Here is a 15,586-nt window from a genome sequence, read left to right as displayed (position 1 = left end):
GCGCTCATTCATTCATTCATGTGATCGTCAATGGCCGCCAGCATAGACTTTACGCGCTCCTCGACTGATGAGCGCGGTAGAAGGACCGGCCGGTAATCGAGCTCCAGATAGATTTGGCGGAGCGCTTCAAACGTCCGCTCTGCGTCGTCGAGCGTCTGCTTGCGTTCCGTATCGGGCGCGTAGATTTCCGGCCAAGGCGGGAGCATGAAAACAGCTTCGTTATATCGAAAGGCCTCCGCAGCCCGCCACATATGCGAGGGTATAGCCTGGCCGACGAGCCGTAGATAGCCGAGCGTATCCGGTACACCGCGATCGAAGAAGACATTACCGGGGTGGCTCGATGCTTCCTCATAGGACCGCAAGTCCCAGGAAAGCATCAATTCCGCGTAGAGCGCGGGATCGTGGTCGGGCCGGGCAGGGCCGCCAATCGCAGTTTGCGCGCGAATGATGGCTCGCCCCGCCTCGGGCGCAGTTGCTGCTCCCGCGCTCTGCAGATGTGAAAGAAGGGTTGTCTTGCCTGACCCGGGACCGCCGCTGACGATGAAAAAATTCCGCGACGACGCAAGATAAGTCATCGATTTTACTCCATAGCGAAATAGACGCGCCACCCGCAGCGATGCGGGCGCCATCAATGATGTTGCTGTTAAGGAGAAGGAGAAGGAGAAGGAAAAGGAGAAGGAGAAGGAGAAGGAGAAGGAGAGGGGAAGTGGAGGCTTCTGTTGCCAGGTGCCTCCGAACCCCGCTTAGACCTGCGACGGCCTAAGGCTTGAATTGAAGCTATCGCACCGCTTACGCGGCGAGACGTGCTTCCGCATAGTTGTCGTTGGCAACTATAAGGTTCGGTCCGATATCGGTGGTACCATGCCGAGCGAAAGTCCGATCTTTACACCCTCGTCGATCCTGTTTCGCCCCCATCAGAAGCCGTCATGGACTGGCGGTTTCTGGTGGAGGCGCCGGGTACCGCCCCCGGGTCCGATAGGCTTATTGCATCGGCAGTTTATCGCCATAGTCAGCTCACGGCTGACGTCCCCTATATAGGCCCGTCACGGTGACAGGAAAAGGGTGGCGTTTCAATATTGGAGATTTTTCGTTGACCTATAATAAAGAATTTCCAGCCTTCAATACAAGATGAACAGGTGATCTGTTCGCTTGTGGTATTGTTCGGTATTGAAAGTGCCGAATCGACAGGAGGGAGTAATTTCATGCAAAATCACATTGAAGACGTCAAAAAGTATCATGCGGATGCTAATGAGGATGTTGTTGGGAAAATCGTCAGCCACCTGGGCATCGCGTTGCGCAACCGGGATTCAGCGCTGGTGTCGTGTACAGATCCAGAAGAGCTTGCCCGCGTACGGGAGAGTTGGTGCAAGAAACATTTGGGCGAAACTGATGATACGCACTGCGACAGTGTCATAGAGAAGGTCTGTGAGACAATGAGCGGGGATCGCGCCAAGAACCGCGTGACATTCTATTATCTCACCGCGAAGCATTTGAACAAACTGACCGACCTGTAAGACGGGCGGAGCCGGGTTGACCGCTTTACGGCGTGATGATTGTTCCTAGTATCATCCGCAAAGCAACACGATTCGGCTCCGTCATTCATGCGCCAATATCTCGACCTGCTCGCCCACGTTCTGGAAAACGGTATCGACCGGGACGACCGCACCGGCACCGGGACACGAAGCGTTTTCGGTCACCAGATGCGTTTCGATCTGGAAGCTGGTTTTCCGGTGCTGACCACCAAGAAGCTTCATCTTCGGTCGATTATTCATGAGCTTCTGTGGTTCCTGAAGGGCGATACCAATATCCGCTATCTGAACGAGAACGGCGTCACCATCTGGGATGAATGGGCCGACGAGAATGGTGATCTCGGCCCGGTTTATGGCGCGCAGTGGCGTTCGTGGCCGGCTCCGGACGGCCGCCAGATCGACCAGATTGCCAATCTTCTCAAGGGACTCCGCGAAAAACCTGAATCAAGACGACATATCGTGACGGCGTGGAATCCGGCGGAGGTCGACGACATGGCGCTGCCGCCCTGCCATTGTCTCTTCCAGTTCTACGTGGCCGAGGGCAAACTCTCGTGTCAGCTTTATCAGCGCTCGGCCGACATTTTCCTGGGCGTGCCTTTCAACATCGCCTCCTACGCGCTCATGACGATGATGGTCGCGCAGGTTACGGGCCTCCGGCCTGGTGAGTTCGTTCACACGCTGGGCGACGCGCATCTTTACAAGAACCATTTCGATCAGGCGCGGGAGCAGTTGACCCGGAGTCCCAAGGCGCTGCCCACCATGTGGATCAATTCGGTAATCGACGATCTCTTCGCCTTTCAGTATGAGGATTTCCGCCTGGAAGGTTACGTGGCCGATCCGCCCATCCGGGCGCCGATCGCGGTATAGCGCTGGCCTGGAGCTGATATGGAACTTTCATTCGTTGTTGCCGTGACGAAAAACGGCGTCATCGGCCGCGAGGGCGGCCTGCCTTGGCGCCTATCGACCGATCTGAAGCGCTTTAAGGCCATCACCATGGGCAAGCCTATCGTCATGGGGAGAAAGACATGGGAAAGTCTTGGCAGGGCCTTGCCCGGCAGGCTCAATATCGTTGTAACGCGGGATCCTGATTACAGCGCGGAAGGCGCCAAGACGGCAACTTCCCTAGATGAGGCTGTTGCGATTGCGGAGGAGGGGAGCGAAACGGGTTGCGACGAAATTTGCATTATCGGCGGCGGTGATATCTTCCGCGAAGCGATGCTAAAAGCCGACCGTCTCTATGTCACCCATATCGAAGCCGAGATCGATGGCGACACCTTCTTCCCGGCAATCGATGAGGATATCTGGCAGCCGATTTCCAGTGAGACGGTTCCCGTGGGTGAAAAGGACATTTACCCGACGCGCTATGTCGTCTACGAACGGCGAACACCGCGTGAAAACGCGTAAGAATGCGTGAGTGTGGCGAGACCGCTTGGTCGAGAGTGCCAGGTTACGGCAGTAAACCGGTTGGCATCGCGTTGAAAGCGCGCTTCCACATACTTATAACAGTCCGGACGTCAGAATCGGTGCACATCGGCCGACAATAAGCAAAAGGAACAATAATGCCCTGGAACAATCAAGGCGGCGGCGGCCCTTGGGGCAGTGGGAACTCGGGGGGGCCCTGGGACCAGGGGCCGCGCGGTCCCAGTGGACCACAGGGTTCTCCGCCCGATCTGGAGGAAATTATCCGGCGCGGACAGGATCGGCTCCGCGGGATGCTGCCGGGAGGCGGTGGCCCGAGCCCCGCCATGTTCGGCCTCATTATACTTGTGCTGGTCGGGCTTTGGCTCTTCCAGGCGGTTTACACCGTGCAGCCGGATGAGCGCGCCGTCGAGCTTCGCTTCGGCCAGCCGAAACAGGAGCTTTCCGAGCCGGGACTGCACTTCCATTGGTGGCCTGTCGAGACAGTCGAGAAAGCTTCGATCGCAGAGCAATTGATCGATCTCGGAGACATTCGCAGCGGCGGCTCGTCCGGCTTGATGCTTTCCGGCGACCAGAACATCGTGGATGTCTACTTCTCCGTGGCTTATCAGGTGTCCGATCCTGCGGCTTACCTCTTCAACGTGGAAGACCCGGATGGGATGATCCGTCAGGTTGCCGAAAGTGCCATGCGTGAGATTGTGGGACGACGTCCGGCTCAGGACATCTTCCGTGATGATCGTGAGGGCATTGCTATTGCTGTTCGCGATGTCATCCAAAGCACCATGGACGAGTATGGCGCGGGTCTGCAGGTCAACGCGCTCTCCATCGAGGATGCGGCGCCGCCGCCGGAAGTCGCCGATGCTTTCGATGAAGTGCAGCGTGCCGAGCAGGACGAAGACCGCTTCGTCGAAGAGGCAAATCAATACTCAAACCAGCAGCTTGGTCAGGCGCGCGGTGAGGCTGCCCAGATCCGCGAGGCTGCCGCAGCCTATAGTAACCGCGTCGTGCTGGAAGCCGAAGGTGAAGCTCAGCGCTTCATTTCCGTGTTCGAACAGTACGCCAATGCGCCGGACGTGACCCGTAAGCGCCTCTATCTCGAAACCATGGAGGATGTTCTGCGCGGAGCCAACAAGGTTATCGTCGAGCAGAACAACGGTCAGGGCGTCGTTCCGTATCTTCCGTTGCCCGAGCTGCGCCAGAGGTCGCAAGGCAATATGCAGAACAACAACAACAACAATAATAACAACAACAACAGTAACCCCGGCGTACAGAATCCCGGCCAGGTGCAGGGAGGAAATAGCTGATGTCCAATCGTCTCCCTATTATCCTGGTCATTGCCGCGGTCGCGCTTTACCTGCTTTATTCGTCGATTTTCGTCGTTAACGAGCGTGAGCAGGCCATCGTCATCCGTTTTGGTGAGATCGTCCGCGTCGAACGCGTGCCGGGGCTTTACTTCAAACTGCCGTTCGCCTTCGCCGAGGCCGACAATGTGCAGATTATCGAAGATCGCATCATGCGTTTCGATCTTGATGATATTCGGGTTCAGGTCTCGGGCGGTAAGTTCTACGAGGTGGACGCCTTTGTCGCTTATTCGATCGAGGATCCGCGTCGTTTCCGGTCGGCTGTATCCGGTAGCGTCATGCTGGCGGAGCAGCGCCTAAGGACACGCCTCGATGCCGCACTCAGGCGGGTCTACGGTCAGCGCGGTTTTGAGGCTGCTCTGTCGGAAGAGCGTACCTCGATGATGCGCCAAGTCGCCGAGCAGTTGCGTCCCGCCGCGGCCTCCCTCGGCCTTCAGATCGAAGATGTGCGTATCCGGCGGACGGACCTGACCGACGAGGTCTCGCAGCAGACCTATGATCGGATGACAGCCGAGCGTCTCGCCGAGGCGGAGCGCCTGCGCGCTCGCGGTCGTGAGGCCGCAGCTCGCATCCGTGCCCGTGCCGATCGCGAGGTGGTGGAAATCCTGGCTGCCGCGCAGCGCGAATCCGAAATCCTGCGCGGTGAAGGCGAAGGAGAACGTAACGCTATCTTCGCAGACGCGTTCCAGCGTGACGAGGACTTCTTCGACTTCTATCGCTCAATGGCCGCGTATCGTGAGGCATTGGACCCATCGGGTACGACAATGCTGCTTTCGCCTGACTCGGAGTTCTTCCGTTTCTTTGGTAGCGACGGCGGCCGTACTGGTGATGACGACGCACCTGCCGATGCCGAAGGGCCGTTGACCGGCTCGCTTACGCCCTCGCAGCAGGGGCAGGACCCTCAGCCGCTGGCCCCGGAGACCAGCACTTCTCCGGCCTCCGGTGCAGCAGTGACACAGTAGGGCTCGTGTCCGCGAAGATCTGTAAAGTTCGGGAGCGGGGGCAGTGAGTGATTTTCTCGCTGCCCTCGGCCTCGTTCTTGTCCTTGAAGGGCTGCTTTATGGTGGCTTTCCACATCTTGCCAAGCGTATGGCGAAGGACGTGACCGAATTGCCGGAGAACGTCATGCGTACCCTCGGGTTGGCGGTTATGGTCGGGGGAGTCTTGATCGTCTGGCTGGTGCGCGGATGAGGTTCCGGTGCTTGACCGGTTGGCGGTGGGAGGTCCAGCGAAATCACAACTTCGTAAAGCTCTCGACGCCGCCACAATTCGCCTTATCCTATTACGTGGGATATTGCCCACTTCGCCCGGCGGGAGATTGACAGGATGGCATCGCCAAGACCGTTTCACACGACGTCTCAATTTTTCATGATAGCCGGCCTCACGGCCGGTCTTCTTTCATGGCCCGCCCCGGCCATCGCGCAACAGCAAGGCGATGCCGTGGCCGGGACGCGCGGGCCGGAATCCGTTGCCGATATGGCCGAACAACTGCTGGATGCCGTGGTCAATATCTCTACCACGCAAGGTGCCCCATTCGGCGGGCCCGGGCAGATTCCCGCACCGCAATTGCCCGAGGATTCCCCCTTTCACGAGTATTTCGATGACTTTTTTCAGGACGGGGACCGCGGGCCACAGATGCCGGGCCCCGGCTCATCTCTTGGTTCCGGTTTCATCATCGATGCCGATGAAGGCATCATTGTTACGAACAACCATGTCATCACCGAAGCGGATGAGATCGTTGTAAACATGGCCGATGGCTCCACCTATAACGCGGAACTGGTAGGCACCGACACCAAAACGGACCTTGCCGTTCTAAAAATCGATGCAGGTGAGCGTACGCTGAAGGAAGTGTCTTTTGGTGATTCCGACGCTCTGCGCATCGGCGATTGGGTGATGGCGATCGGCAATCCCTTCGGATTTGGTGGGTCGTTGACAGTAGGGATTGTCTCGGCACGCAACCGGCAGATCGGCTCCGGGCCTTATGATGACTACATTCAGACAGACGCTGCTATCAATCGCGGTAATTCTGGCGGACCGCTATTCAACATGGACGGCGAAGTCATCGGGATTAACACCGCTATTATATCACCGACCGGCGGTTCGATCGGTATCGGCTTTGCCATTCCATCCGAACTGGCCGTCAATGTAGTCGATCAGCTCCGCGAGCATGGCGAGACCCGGCGTGGATGGCTTGGCGTGCGCATACAGCCGGTGAGTGAAGAGGTTGCGGAAAGCCTTGGCCTCGATGAAGCCGCGGGTGTTTTGATCAGCGGGGTTGAGGAAGGCGGCCCTGCCGAAGGTGGCCTGCTTGAGGCCGGCGATGTCATCATCGGTTTCGAGGGCAGAAAGATCGAAGATGTGCGTGAACTGAGCCGCGCGGTTGCCGAAAGCCCCGTAGGAGCCGAAGTGTCTGTCGACATTCTGCGCGATGGCGAGAGCGAAACTGTCAACATCACGCTTGGCCGCCTGGAAGAGGCGGAGAGTGCCTCTGTGGAACAAGACGAGCCGGATGAAGGAGCTTCTCCAGCGGCGGCCGCCGAGGTGCTTGGAATGACCCTCCAGGAACTCGATGAGACGCTGAGAACGGAATTCGGGCTTGCCGAGGACATCAATGGTGTTCTCGTCTCCGAGGTGGACGCAAGTTCTGCCGCAGCGGCGGAAGGCGTACAGCCCGGTGATGTCATTATCGAAATCGCCCAGACTTCGGTTTCCACTCCCCAGCAAGTTCTCGATCAGATATCGGCTCTGAAAACGCAGGGGCGCAGAAACGCGCTGATTATGCTGGCTACTGAAACCGGCGACTTACGCTTCGTCACCTTGCGTATGGACTGAAGAAGCCGGCCAACTGTAGCCTAGGCAATCTCTTGATCCTCACCACGGCCCGTTCTGAAACTCAGGCAGTGCCGGAGTGTCCAGAGCCTCTAGGATCTGTGGCGGAACTGCGTCCCAGGGCAATTCCGTCACGAGTCGGTTCCTTCAGGACGATTGTAATTTTCTACAATATATAAAATAAAAAAATAGAATATGGTTCCTAAGTCACTTGGAGGTTGTCATCTGTAGTGGTTTGTTCAAGTATTATTTTTAATTACCTAGTAAATTAATAAATTCTAGTTTGCTTGTCTGATAAGGAGCCGCATAGTGAGTGAAAATATCAATATTCTTGTAGCGATCGACACGAAAAAACTGAAGGCTGACCATCCGACGCTCAGTCAAGATCCGGATAATCCCACGGGTCTCCATCACGCAGGAAAGTTCATGATTTGCAATCACGCAAACCTTGTCGCGAGGGAAGCCACTGCAGATCTCGAATTTACGGCCAATGTCGGCGATATGGTTTCGTTTTCCGGCGTCTCGCTTTCCGCCAATTCACAGGATGCGGTAATCGTATACGGCATTGAGCATTGGAAGCAGGACTACGTTTTCAACTCATTCCGCCCGGACACGATCGTTCGGCAGAATGCTGCAATGCCGGATTGGAAAACGGATGGCGGCCTGCCGGCCACCCATCAGCAGGCCAGCTTCGCCAGCTTCGATTCTGTCGTCAGGCAGAAGGGAACCGAGTATTACTACGTCAAAATTGCAATCTACACGCTTTCTGACGATGGCGAGAGCCAGGAACTCCTCGGCTATGGCTACTGGGATCCTTCCATCACTGTAAGCTGACGCAGGAATTCGCAGTGATCTTCTGTGATCACCCGGCGGCGCGGAGCGAGTTGCTTGACACCTTCTCCGCGTCTTATCGTATCCGGCTCTGCCACTCTTCTCGCGCGATGCGGTAGAGCACATGCCGTTTCAGGTGAGGGTGCGTGTCGGGAACCGTTGGGTGGTCGAAATCCCGTTCCGGCGCAGCGGTCATGCCGATGCGCTCCATTACCGCGGTGGATCGCGTATTGTTCCAGACGGCGAAGGATACGATCTCCTCCAACCCGAGTGTTTCGAACCCAAACGCGAGCCAAGCACGCGCAGCCTCGGAGACGTAACCTTTGCCCCAATACTCCGGCACGAGACGCCAGCCGATCTCGATGGTTCCGGCAGGCAGCGAGGGAACGCCGGTCACTTCATGCAGTCCCGCAAAACCTATGCACGTTTCGCTGTCGCGAATCTCGAGCGCGGAGAATCCAAACCCGCGTTCCGCAATCCCGCTGCGCAAACGGTCGAGCATCCGGTCGGATTCCTCCCTGTCTCTCCGAAAGGGATAGAATTCCATGACTTGGCTGTCCGAGTTGATTCGATGGAAGAGCTCCCGATCCGCATCCGTCCAATTGCGGATGATGAGCCGCTCAGTCGTGATCAGGGTCATTCGGCAAATTCCGCTTTAGCGTAGCCTTGCAGGTAGAGCAGGGCGGTCAGATCACCATGGTCGATCCGGATGCTCGCCTCGGCAGCAACGGACGGCTTTGCATGGAGTGCTACGCCCATCCCGGCGAGATGAAGCATCGAAAGATCGTTCGCGCCATCTCCCACGGCGATGATTTCGCTGTGCTCAAGCCGGAGGCGCTCAGCAATTTCTGTAAGAGCATCGGCCTTGGCCTGCCGGCCAAGAATAGGCTCGGCAACCTTGCCCGTCAGGCGTCCGGCGCGCTCCATCAGCCGGTTGGCGCGATGTTCATGGAAGCCGAGATTGGCCGCGATGCGTCCCGTAAAGAGATCGAACCCTCCAGAGACGAGCGCCGTGTAGGCGCCGTCGGCATTCATCGTCGCCAGCAAAGTGCGACCGCCGGCGGCAAGCGAAATACGATTTTCGATAACGCGCTCGATGACGGCGGTCTCCAGGTCCTCGAGCAGAGCGACGCGCTCGCGCAGCGCCGGCTCGAAATCGACCTCGCCATTCATCGCGCGCGCTGTAATGGCCGCAACGTGCTCTTTGATGCCGATCTCGTCCGCCAGCTCGTCGATGCATTCCTGATCGATCATGGTGGAATCCATGTCGGCGATCAGCATCTTCTTGCGTCTCCCTTCCGCCGAATGCACCGCTATGTCGATCGGTCGCCCGTCCAGCACTTCGCGGAGACGTTGGTCCGCTGCCTCGGCTTCAAGCCCGTCCGGAAGGGGAATATCGCAGGCGATTTCTTCGGCCAGCCAGTTCACACCGCTTGCGCCGAGCGCTTGGCTTGCCATATTCGCGGCTGAAGGAGTCAGCGCGCGGGTCTGCGGATTGGAGATGAGCGTGGCGACAAGTGTCATGGGAATTAAGGCCGCAAGAGTTTGCTGAAAGACGTCACCCTGATAGCGGGCCCAACGGCCAGCGGCAAGTCGTCCGTGGCGCTCGAGCTGGCGCAGCGCGATGGTAAGGTCATCGTCAACGCCGATTCCATGCAGGTTTACTCCGTGCTGTCGCTGCTCACCGCCCGCCCCGGGGTTGAGGACCTGAAGGTCGTGCCTCATCATCTCTATGGCCATGTGCACCCAGGCGGGGCCTATTCCACCGGCAGGTGGCTGCGCGACGTTGAGAGGCTGATCGAAACGGAAGATCTCCACCGGAGGAAAGTGATTTTCGTAGGCGGAACGGGGCTTTATTTCCGTGCCTTGATTCACGGTCTCGCACAGATTCCAGATGTATCGCCCGCGGTTCGCGAGCATTGGCGCGCGCGGCTCTCCGACGAGGGCGCCGAAGCCCTCCACAGGCTCCTGTCCCAAGTCGATCCCGTGTCCGCGGCGCGCATTTGCCCGCCCGACGGGCAGCGCATCGTACGAGCGTTGGAAGTCCATGACTCCTCCGGTACGCCGATCAGCGAATGGCAGGCGAGGCATTCCGCACCCGTCGTGGATACGCAAGCGGCGCGAAAACTGATCCTGGCCCCTGATCGGGCGCTACTCGCAAAGCGCATTGAGGCGCGCTTCGACCGCATGATCGAGCAGGGTGCTCTGGAAGAGGTGAGGGCGCTCCTGGCCCTCGATTTGTCTCCGTCGCTGCCCGCGATGAAGGCCATCGGTGTTCCGGAGCTTTCTGCCGTCATTCGGGGGGAAATGTCCGCTGATGAAGCGATCACCCGCGCAAAGGCCGCAACCCGTCAATATGCCAAGCGCCAGATGACGTGGTTTCGCAATCAACTTGGACCGGACTGGCTGCGCGTGACGCGCTGATGGAATCCCCCGATGTGGAGTTTATTTCAGTCTGCGGAATTTGTTTAACCCATTATAAGGCGCGCTGTGAAAGAAGAAGGCGATAGGCATGTAGCAGGTTCGGCATGCGCCTTCACAAAGCGGAATCCGCCTTTTTTGTCTTCATGGCACTGGTCTTCGGGGCTGGTGTTTTGCTGGTTTTTGCCTACGGCATGATGCGGCTGAACGCGCCGGCTTTCGAGCCGCGCGAACTCAGTGACTTCACCCGTCTGCTTCTGGGCACCGGCATTCTATTGACACTAGCCGTTCTGTTCGGCCTCTTCTTCATCTATCCCATTATCCGTACCCAGGTCCGCGAAGAAGGAAAACTGCGCGCCATGACAGAGTCTCTGAGCGCCCGCTCGGAGTCATTGCAACACGCCGCTCTCACCGACGGACTGACAGGGATGCAAAATCGCCGCTTTTTCGACGATGCGCTGCGGGAATACCTTCGGGAGTTCGGCCGCATCGACAAGCCGGTTGGCCTCATGGTGCTGGACCTCGACCACTTTAAGGATGTCAACGATACGCACGGTCATGACATCGGCGACGAGGTTCTGCGTCAGGTGTCCCGTACGCTGAAGGACATGACGCGCTATCACGACGTTGTGGCGCGGCTTGGCGGTGAGGAGTTCGCCATCGTAGCTCCGAATATGAACCAGGACTCCCTCGTGAAGCTGGCCGAGCGCATTCGCAAGGTGATTTCCGACCTGGTTGTGGAAGCCGGCAGCGCGCGGCTGCGGGTGACGACAAGTGTTGGCCTGGCTGTCTGGAACGGAAAGGAAACGGCGGACGACTTCTACCGCCGCGCCGATCGAATGCTGTACGAGGCCAAGCGCCTCGGGCGCAATCGCGTTCGCGCCTGACGATCTCCCTGGCCGATGGGATTTAACGGCGTGGCCGCATGGATGTCTGTACACTCATTTATTGTATTAGTTCCTTGCTAATAAATCGCAGGTTATCAATGATTCTGCTGAGGCTTTGCCTCTGACCGTAACCAGCGGCGTAAAGCGATCCATGCGGCTTGTTCTGCTCTTGATATTGCTAATGTTGGTTTCGCCGGCACTTGCGCAGTCGAACCCCGGGCAGGTTATGACTGGCGGGTCGGCAGATGTTGCTGCTTCCGATGCAGATGTCGACGCTCTGATCCGCGTGCTCGAGGATGATCAGGCCAGGGAGCGGCTGCTTGAGAGGCTTCGCGAAGCGGACCCGCAGGCGCAACCCGATAACACGTCCATTCTCCTTGCTTCGGAGCAGGCGATTGCCCATCAGATTGCCGCATATGCGCGCGGAGCGGTTGCTGGGACGGTCGATCTCATCCGCGCGGTGATCGAGTTCGGTCACCATGCTACCGACATCGCAACGGGCAATGCCTCCGTCGATACGCACCATATCTGGGTTGCGGTTCGAGACGTCGCCCTTGTGGTCGGCATCACGTTCGCGGTGTTCACGGCTCTGCGCGTTATTTTCCGGCGCTTTCAAGGCACGATGGCCCGCGCTGCCACCGCCCAGCCGGACATGATACAGCGCGCCGGTCCCATTGTGCTCTCGGCGGCCGCCGATCTTTTGACAGTCCTGCTTGCCTGGGCGGCCGGCTATCTGCCGACGCTCTACGCGGGTTGGTCGGACCAGATCGGCAGCGGACAAGCGCATTTCCTGAGCGCCTTCCTTTTTATCGAACTCGCCAAGGCAGCCGCGCGCGTCCTCCTCGCGCCGAAATGGCCAGGCTTACGCTTTACACGGCTGGAAGATACGACAGCGGCTTACTGGTATTTCTGGCTAAGTCGCCTTGTGAGCATTGTCGGCTACACCTTTCTTTTTCTCGCGCCATTGCTGGCGGTGGATGTATCGGCGGGCGCGGCCGATGCTCTCCGCGTCGTCGTGGTTTCCTGCGCGCTGGCCATGGCCTGCCTCATTATCCTGCAAAACCGTGATGCGGTGCGCCTGCGCCTGATGCGCCTTGCCGAAAATGGCCAGCCCGGTCCGTTGACCCGGGTCGTGGTCCCGCTATCCAGGATATGGCATATCGCGGCGATAGGTTATCTGTTGATGGTTTTCATCCTATGGCTCGTTGAGCACGAGGCCGCGCTGCCCTTCGTCCTCTTCTCCACCTTGGAGTCGCTCGCGGCTATCGCGGCGGGTGTCGTCCTCTCGTTGGCCATTAGCCGGATTGCCGAACGCGGGATGCGCCTCCCGCCCGATGTCAAAGCGCGGCTGCCGCTGCTCGAGCGCCGCCTGAATGCCTTCGTTCCGAATGTCCTTCGGGTGGTGCGCGTGGTAATTGCCGTTTCGGTTCTTCTGGTCATGGCCCAGATATGGAGCGTAGCCGACCTGATCGGCTGGCTTTCCAGCGAGTTCGGCCAGCGCATCGCAACGGCCCTGGTCTCTGCCGCGCTCATTCTCCTCTTGGGCGCGCTGATCCACCTCGCAATCCATTCCTGGATCGAATACCGCCTCAATCCCGAGTATGGGCGCGTCCCAAGTCCGCGAGAGCGCACGCTGCTCGCTCTGTTCCGTAATGCCTTCAGCCTCGCCCTTGCCGTGATCATCACCATGCTCGTTCTTTCCGAGCTTGGCGTGAACATTGGGCCGCTCCTTGCCGGGGCCGGCATAATCGGGCTGGCCGTCGGGTTCGGCGCGCAAAAGCTGGTTCAGGATATCATCAACGGCGCGTTCATTCAGTTCGAGAACGCACTCAACGAGGGCGATGTCGTCACCGTGGGTGGTGTCACGGGCGCGGTCGAGCGCCTGACCATTCGCTCAGTCTCCCTGCGGACGCTCGACGGCGCCTATCATCTGGTCCCCTTTTCCTCGGTCGAGGCAGTTGCCAATTTCACGAGAAATTTCAGCTATCACGTTGCAATGATTCGCGTCGATTATCAGGAGAACATCTCCGAGGTGAAGCTCGCCATGCAGGAAGCCTTCGAAAGGCTCAAAGCCGGCGAGGCGGGGCAGCATGTTATCGGAAATCTCGAGATGCACGGCGTAACCGAGTTCGGCGATTCATCGATTATCGTGCGTGCCCGCATCATGACCGCTCCCGGCCAGCAATGGGCCTTGGGCCGCGCCTACAACGAGATCATCAAGGAGGTGTTCGACGAGCGCGGTATCGAGATTCCGCTTCCGCATTACGCGATTCATCTCAGTCGTGGTGCTCCCGCGCTGCAGACACCTCTACCTCCTGCCGGTTCCGAAGATCAGGCTGGTGGGGGCCACGCCAAGCGCCGTGCGACACCAGGGAAAAAGCGCCGAGGCAAAACAATCGAGCAGGATGGGCCGGCCGCTGGAGGCGAAACGGAGGTTTGATCCTGCGGCAGTCGCTACCGCCGAAAAGGGCTATAGGCGGAGGGTGGACGACCTGGAGCGGCGCCGCGCGGTTCCTCATAGACCGGTACTTTCTGCAGCGGTTCCGACTGCTTTTGTCGCTCCGCGCTATACACGCTCGCGCCCGTTCGGCTCCGCTTTCCGGTATAGCGCATTCGCGCGACGATCGGCGCCAACTCGACATCGTCGATCGATCCGCTGTCCGCCTGCTCACCGTCGGGAACTTTTGCGCCGGGCAGAAGATGTTCCGGCAGCTTTTCAAACTTCATGCGCATGGCCGTCGCCACGCCATCGCCGAAGGCGATCGCTTCCCGTTGTCCCATGGAGGACAAAAAGCTGAGGGTCGAGGCGGCCGAATCCGCAATAGCCGACCTGATTATTGCCTGGTCCTGCTCGTTCGCGAGCCGCATGGCGAAAATGGTTGAACACTGCGAAAGCACTGTCGGGTCGAGATCACCAGGGCGTTGGGTCACCACTCCGAGATAGCAGCCGTATTTGCGTCCCTCCTTGGCTATACGCGAGAGTGCATGGCGCGTAGGCGCGAAGCCAAGGCGCGTGTCCGCCGGCATATAGCGGTGCGCTTCTTCGCACAGGACGAGAAGCTTCAGCTTTCCGTCGCTCCACAGCGCGAGGTCGAAAGCGAGCCGCGCCAGCACGGAACAGACCGAGTTCACCACCTCCGAGGGGAGCCCCGCCATTTCGAAACAGGTCACCGGTCGGCCCTCGCTCGGTACGCGGAATATCCGGCCTATCGTTTCATGGATGGAATCCTCGATAAGGCGCGATGCGAACATGAAGCGATAGCGCGGATCAGCCATGGCAGACTCGATGCGCGTGCGAAGCTGGCGGTAGTGGGGACGCTCGTTCTTGGCATCCAGATGGCCGATGCGCTCGTCGATTTCGCTGATGATATCGGTCATGCGGTAAGGCACGGGCGTATCGGCGGTCAGCCCGCCATGGTCCGTGCCGCGGCGTAGAATGCTCGTGCCGGTGGATGTGTTATAGACCTGCTTGGCATGGCCAACGAGATCCCGCAGAAGTTCCACTTCCTCCAAGACCGGATCGCGGCCGCGGTAAAGGACCTCCACGAGTTCCTCCAGTCTGAAAAGCCAGAACGGCAGGTCGAGCGAGTTGGTGTCGATCCGTACGCAATGGCCCGGAAGCGACGAGGCGAACTCGTTGTGGGGATCAAGAATCAGCACACGCAAATCCGGACGCGTGGCAATGGTTTTACGCAGGAGAAGCGACACCGCGCTCGATTTGCCGACACCCGTCGTGCCCACGACGGCGAAGTGCCGGTTGAGAGCCTCATCCACCGCCACGCAGGCTTCAACCGCGCTATCCTGGGAAAGGTTACCGACCGTGACGGACCGCCGCCCGCCCAGATCGTAGATGGCGCGCAGGTCGCGCGCGCGGATGCGGTGCGCGATCGCACCCAAATGGGGGTATTCGGTGATGCCGCGGTCAAACGCGGGTACGCCGTTTTCGTCGCGCACCTCACCCATCAGCTCGACAAAGATCATGATAGGGTTGCTGCCGTCGTCATCCCAGCGCCGTTGCGGGCGCTCGATGGCGTAGATAAGCCCAACCGTGCGGATTGATCCCAGGTTGATGGAGATCACCTTGCCGACGGTCCAGTTTCCGCTCGCGGATAATTCGTTCGTATTGAGGCTTGTTGCAATGATCGCACGCGCGCCGTCGCATTGAACCACATGGCCCAGCACGCGACGCTGCGGCTGTCCGGCCTCGCGCCGGTCCTGCACAGGTGTTTCGCCTGAGCCGGCAGACCCGCCAGTATCCATGAAAGCCTCTTCCCCTGTTCTATTTTGCGCAAGCATAGGCGCAGAGGGT

At 58.9% G+C, this 15,586-nt stretch carries 15 protein-coding genes and 1 other RNA gene; 11 read left to right on the top strand and 5 right to left on the bottom strand.

Going from position 1 to position 15,586, the window contains the following annotated elements:
* Positions 1–8: 8 nt before the first annotated feature.
* Together LY631_RS07480 and ssrA are read right to left on the bottom strand one after the other, a co-directional pair.
* The gene (locus tag LY631_RS07480) at positions 9–575 is read right to left on the bottom strand and encodes an AAA family ATPase (RefSeq protein WP_274424578.1); all 567 of its coding nucleotides are present in this window, start codon (positions 573–575) and stop codon (positions 9–11) included.
* Between the two features lie 130 nt (positions 576–705).
* Positions 706–1,064: a transfer-messenger RNA gene (gene ssrA / locus LY631_RS07475) on the bottom strand.
* Between the two features lie 138 nt (positions 1,065–1,202).
* Here ssrA and LY631_RS07470 point away from each other — a divergent pair.
* The 8 genes from LY631_RS07470 to LY631_RS07435 all read left to right on the top strand — a co-directional run bounded on the left by LY631_RS07470 (position 1,203) and on the right by LY631_RS07435 (position 7,972).
* Entirely contained in the window at positions 1,203–1,514 is a 312-nt protein-coding gene (locus LY631_RS07470) for a DUF2853 family protein (RefSeq protein ID WP_274424577.1), read from the top strand.
* 87 nt (positions 1,515–1,601) lie between these two features.
* Entirely contained in the window at positions 1,602–2,396 is a 795-nt protein-coding gene (locus tag LY631_RS07465; RefSeq protein ID WP_274424576.1) for a thymidylate synthase, read from the top strand.
* A gap of 18 nt (positions 2,397–2,414) precedes the next feature.
* Positions 2,415–2,933, top strand: coding sequence for a dihydrofolate reductase (locus LY631_RS07460; protein ID WP_274424575.1), 519 nt, complete (start codon positions 2,415–2,417; stop codon positions 2,931–2,933).
* A 155-nt stretch (positions 2,934–3,088) separates the two neighbouring features.
* Positions 3,089–4,252 carry an FtsH protease activity modulator HflK gene (gene hflK, locus LY631_RS07455; RefSeq protein ID WP_274424574.1) on the top strand — a complete coding sequence of 388 codons (1,164 nt, stop codon included), beginning with the start codon at positions 3,089–3,091 and terminating at the stop codon, positions 4,250–4,252.
* Positions 4,252–5,271 carry a protease modulator HflC gene (gene hflC / locus LY631_RS07450; protein WP_274424573.1) on the top strand — a complete coding sequence of 340 codons (1,020 nt, stop codon included), beginning with the start codon at positions 4,252–4,254 and terminating at the stop codon, positions 5,269–5,271. The genes hflK and hflC overlap by 1 nt, the downstream gene beginning before the upstream one ends.
* A 43-nt stretch (positions 5,272–5,314) precedes the next feature.
* Entirely contained in the window at positions 5,315–5,500 is a 186-nt protein-coding gene (locus LY631_RS07445) for a DUF2065 family protein (protein WP_274424572.1), read from the top strand.
* 135 nt (positions 5,501–5,635) lie between these two features.
* The gene (locus tag LY631_RS07440; RefSeq protein WP_274424571.1) at positions 5,636–7,141 is read left to right on the top strand and encodes a DegQ family serine endoprotease; all 1,506 of its coding nucleotides are present in this window, start codon (positions 5,636–5,638) and stop codon (positions 7,139–7,141) included.
* A gap of 306 nt (positions 7,142–7,447) precedes the next feature.
* A complete protein-coding gene (locus LY631_RS07435; RefSeq protein ID WP_274424570.1) occupies positions 7,448–7,972 on the top strand; it encodes an inclusion body family protein in 525 nt (174 codons plus the stop codon).
* Positions 7,973–8,045: 73 nt separating this feature from the next.
* On the opposite strand, the gene LY631_RS07430 is transcribed toward LY631_RS07435, so the two are convergent.
* Both LY631_RS07430 and serB read right to left on the bottom strand, forming a co-directional pair.
* Entirely contained in the window at positions 8,046–8,609 is a 564-nt protein-coding gene (locus LY631_RS07430) for a GNAT family N-acetyltransferase (protein ID WP_274424569.1), read from the bottom strand.
* Positions 8,606–9,493, bottom strand: coding sequence for a phosphoserine phosphatase SerB (gene serB / locus LY631_RS07425; RefSeq protein WP_274424568.1), 888 nt, complete (start codon positions 9,491–9,493; stop codon positions 8,606–8,608). The genes LY631_RS07430 and serB overlap by 4 nt, the downstream gene beginning before the upstream one ends.
* Before the next feature lie 21 nt (positions 9,494–9,514).
* On the opposite strand from serB, the gene miaA reads away from it, so the two are divergent.
* The 3 genes from miaA (at position 9,515) to LY631_RS07410 (ending at position 13,717) form a co-directional block, all read left to right on the top strand.
* Positions 9,515–10,393, top strand: coding sequence for a tRNA (adenosine(37)-N6)-dimethylallyltransferase MiaA (gene miaA / locus LY631_RS07420; RefSeq protein WP_274424567.1), 879 nt, complete (start codon positions 9,515–9,517; stop codon positions 10,391–10,393).
* Between the two features lie 104 nt (positions 10,394–10,497).
* Positions 10,498–11,277: a GGDEF domain-containing protein gene (locus LY631_RS07415; RefSeq protein WP_274424566.1), complete on the top strand. Its 780-nt coding sequence runs from the start codon at positions 10,498–10,500 to the stop codon at positions 11,275–11,277.
* Positions 11,278–11,458: 181 nt separating this feature from the next.
* The gene (locus LY631_RS07410; RefSeq protein WP_274424562.1) at positions 11,459–13,717 is read left to right on the top strand and encodes a mechanosensitive ion channel domain-containing protein; all 2,259 of its coding nucleotides are present in this window, start codon (positions 11,459–11,461) and stop codon (positions 13,715–13,717) included.
* A gap of 14 nt (positions 13,718–13,731) precedes the next feature.
* Here the strand turns inward: LY631_RS07410 and LY631_RS07405 are convergent, their stop codons facing one another.
* Positions 13,732–15,537 carry an ATP-binding protein gene (locus tag LY631_RS07405; protein WP_274424561.1) on the bottom strand — a complete coding sequence of 602 codons (1,806 nt, stop codon included), beginning with the start codon at positions 15,535–15,537 and terminating at the stop codon, positions 13,732–13,734.
* Between the last annotated feature and the right edge of the window lie 49 nt (positions 15,538–15,586).

It is taken from the genome of Chelativorans sp. YIM 93263 (assembly GCF_028767125.1).
In the GTDB taxonomy this organism is placed as follows: domain Bacteria; phylum Pseudomonadota; class Alphaproteobacteria; order Rhizobiales; family Rhizobiaceae; genus Chelativorans.
This window is presented reverse-complemented; position numbering and strand designations above follow the sequence as displayed.

Bases quoted from the DNA above. Each gene is read 5' to 3' on its own strand.
- LY631_RS07480 (WP_274424578.1), bottom strand. From the start codon at position 575: ATGACTTATCTTGCGTCGTCGCGGAATTTTTTCATCGTCAGCGGCGGT.
- LY631_RS07470 (WP_274424577.1), top strand. From the start codon at position 1,203: ATGCAAAATCACATTGAAGACGTCAAAAAGTATCATGCGGATGCTAAT.
- LY631_RS07465 (WP_274424576.1), top strand. From the start codon at position 1,602: ATGCGCCAATATCTCGACCTGCTCGCCCACGTTCTGGAAAACGGTATC.
- LY631_RS07460 (WP_274424575.1), top strand. From the start codon at position 2,415: ATGGAACTTTCATTCGTTGTTGCCGTGACGAAAAACGGCGTCATCGGC.
- hflK (WP_274424574.1), top strand. From the start codon at position 3,089: ATGCCCTGGAACAATCAAGGCGGCGGCGGCCCTTGGGGCAGTGGGAAC.
- hflC (WP_274424573.1), top strand. From the start codon at position 4,252: ATGTCCAATCGTCTCCCTATTATCCTGGTCATTGCCGCGGTCGCGCTT.
- LY631_RS07440 (WP_274424571.1), top strand. From the start codon at position 5,636: ATGGCATCGCCAAGACCGTTTCACACGACGTCTCAATTTTTCATGATA.
- LY631_RS07430 (WP_274424569.1), bottom strand. From the start codon at position 8,609: ATGACCCTGATCACGACTGAGCGGCTCATCATCCGCAATTGGACGGAT.
- serB (WP_274424568.1), bottom strand. From the start codon at position 9,493: ATGACACTTGTCGCCACGCTCATCTCCAATCCGCAGACCCGCGCGCTG.
- LY631_RS07415 (WP_274424566.1), top strand. From the start codon at position 10,498: ATGCGCCTTCACAAAGCGGAATCCGCCTTTTTTGTCTTCATGGCACTG.
- LY631_RS07410 (WP_274424562.1), top strand. From the start codon at position 11,459: ATGTTGGTTTCGCCGGCACTTGCGCAGTCGAACCCCGGGCAGGTTATG.
- LY631_RS07405 (WP_274424561.1), bottom strand. From the start codon at position 15,537: ATGGATACTGGCGGGTCTGCCGGCTCAGGCGAAACACCTGTGCAGGAC.